Here is a 2,103-nt window from a genome sequence, read left to right as displayed (position 1 = left end):
GGACGAGAGCAGCGGCACCCGTAAGTCCGTGCCGTTCACGGTCGTCGAGTCCGATCCGCCGCGCACCCTGTCGTTCCGGTGGACCTACGAGGACGGGGAGACCGCGGCTCCGGGCAACTCGCTGCTGGTGACCTTCGAACTCGCCCCGTCGGGCGAGGGGACCACGCTCCGCTTCCGCGAGAGCGGGTACCGCGAACGCGGCTGGGAGGCCGCCGTGCTCGAGGCGCACTACAACGACCACCGGCAGGGCTGGGACTTCTATCTGCCCCGCCTGGCGGCAACCGCCAAGCAGGCGGCGGGCGCGCGATGAACACCGGCGTCGACGACGGTCTGTGGTCGGCGATCGGCGACCCGACCCGGCGCCGCATGATCGACCTGCTGCTGGCCGAGGGGCCGGGCACCGCGACCACCCTCAGCGCCCGCCTGCCCGTCACCCGGCAGGCCGTGACCAAGCATCTGACCGTGCTCGACCGGGCCGGACTCGTCCGCTCCACGGCGGCCGGCCGGGAGCGGCGCTACCACGTCGACGAGGCGCAACTCGCGCGCGCCGTGGCCCAGTTGCAGTCGGTGGGCGCGCTGTGGGACGCCCGGCTGCAACGCGTCAAGAGCATCGCCGAAGCGATCCAACGAGCCAAGAACGAGAAGAAGTAGCGAGCCGGAACGAGAAGAAGCGAGGAGATCGAGATGGCGGACATCCTGCACCGGGTCGGCACCACCGCGGCCCGGGACACGGTCTATCAGGCACTCACCACGGTCGACGGTCTGGCCGCGTGGTGGACGACCGACACCGACGGCAGCGGCGAGGACGTACTGCGGTTCCGCTTCGGCGACGTCGGCGGCTTCGACATGAAGGTCCTCGAACTGCGGCCGGACACCCGGGTGCGGTGGGAGGTCGTCGCCGGTCCCGAGGAATGGATCGGCACCACGGTGACCTTCGACCTCAAGCAGGAGGGCGAGTGGACGATCATCCTGTTCGCACACGAAGGGTGGCGCGAGCAGGTGGAGTTCATGAACCACTGCAGCACCAAGTGGGCCCTGTTCCTGATGAGCCTGAAATCCCTGGTGGAGACGGGCACCGGCGCACCGCACCCGCACGACGTGCGGATCAGCAACTGGCACTGACCCCACCCCCGGCACGAGGAAGCACACCTGCCCGGATCGCTCCCGTCGGGGCGTCCGGGCAGGCGCGCCTTCTCGGTCCGTGCTTCCTCGGCCCGTGCAGGCGTCAGCTCTTGGGCATGAGGACGGTGTCGATGATGTAGACGTTGGCGTTGGCGGTCTTCACGTTGCCGCAGACCACCTTGGCGGAGTCGTTGACCGTGTAGGACTCGCCCGAACCGGACGTCATGACCTTCGACTTCTCCAGGGTGGTGAAGGAGCCGTTCTCCAGGTCCTTCGGGGTCAGCTTCTGGCCGACGACGTGATAGGTGAGGATCTTCGTCAGCTGGGCCTTGTCGTTGAGAACCTTGTCCAGGGTCGCCTTCGGGATCTTGGCGAAGGCGTCGTTGGTCGGCGCGAACACGGTGATGTTCTGCGCGTTGTTGAGGGTGTCGACCAGGCCCGCCTTCTTCACCGCCGCCACCAAGGTGGACAGCGCCGGGTTGTTGGAGGCGGCGGTGGCCACCGGGTCCTTGGCCATGCCGTCGAAGGAGCCGGCGCCGTCCTTCGGCACGGAGGAACAGGCCGGGCCGAACGGCTGATCCATGCTGCTCGCGCTGCTGCCGGAGCCGGCCATGTCGTCACTGCCCGCCGTCGTCGCCGAAGCCGCCGCCGTACTCGCGGAATCGGACTTGTCCGCGTCATTGCTGCCGTTGGAGCAGGCGGCCAGGGCCAGGGGCAGCACGGCGGCAGCGACGAGAAGACCGGTGGTACGGCGGATACGGGTGTTCATCGTGTTCTCCTGTTGAACGGTGCAGCGCGATGCGGCTGCGTTCGGGGGGTGTCGGGAAGGGCGTTTTGCAAAAGTGCACGCCGCTCATGGGCGAGGGGGGACGGGAGGATCGGTCGACGGTCGCGACTGCGGAGTGCCGACCACCGGCGCCGCGGGGAAGGGTGCGGGTGTGTCCGGGCCGGACCGCGGACGCGGTACCGCCGCGACCGGTT

Annotated in this window: 4 protein-coding genes; 3 read left to right on the top strand and 1 reads right to left on the bottom strand. The window is 68.9% G+C overall.

Annotated features, from left to right (window positions below):
- The 3 genes from ACWEBX_RS39520 to ACWEBX_RS39510 all read left to right on the top strand — a co-directional run.
- A partial coding sequence (locus tag ACWEBX_RS39520) for an SRPBCC domain-containing protein (protein ID WP_451889535.1) occupies window positions 1-310 on the top strand: 310 nt, incomplete at its 5' end.
- Window positions 307-651 carry an ArsR/SmtB family transcription factor gene (locus ACWEBX_RS39515; RefSeq protein WP_451889534.1) on the top strand — a complete coding sequence of 115 codons (345 nt, stop codon included), beginning with the start codon at window positions 307-309 and terminating at the stop codon, window positions 649-651. The genes ACWEBX_RS39520 and ACWEBX_RS39515, both read left to right, overlap by 4 nt.
- A gap of 33 nt (window positions 652-684) precedes the next feature.
- Window positions 685-1,122 (top strand): SRPBCC family protein, encoded by a 438-nt coding sequence (locus ACWEBX_RS39510; RefSeq protein WP_451889533.1) that lies wholly within the window; start codon window positions 685-687, stop codon window positions 1,120-1,122.
- A 103-nt stretch (window positions 1,123-1,225) separates the two neighbouring features.
- Here the strand turns inward: ACWEBX_RS39510 and ACWEBX_RS39505 are convergent, their stop codons facing one another.
- Complete coding sequence (locus ACWEBX_RS39505) at window positions 1,226-1,891, bottom strand: fasciclin domain-containing protein (protein WP_451889532.1); 666 nt, start codon at window positions 1,889-1,891, stop codon at window positions 1,226-1,228.
- Between the last annotated feature and the right edge of the window lie 212 nt (window positions 1,892-2,103).

This window comes from Streptomyces sp. NPDC005070 (assembly GCF_053600395.1).
The sequence above is the reverse complement of the archived record's forward strand: the minus strand, read 5'-3'. Positions and strand labels throughout refer to the sequence as shown.

Coding starts and splice junctions, on each gene's coding strand:
- ACWEBX_RS39515 (WP_451889534.1), top strand. CDS start 307: ATGAACACCGGCGTCGACGACGGTCTGTGGTCGGCGATCGGCGACCCG.
- ACWEBX_RS39510 (WP_451889533.1), top strand. CDS start 685: ATGGCGGACATCCTGCACCGGGTCGGCACCACCGCGGCCCGGGACACG.
- ACWEBX_RS39505 (WP_451889532.1), bottom strand. CDS start 1,891: ATGAACACCCGTATCCGCCGTACCACCGGTCTTCTCGTCGCTGCCGCC.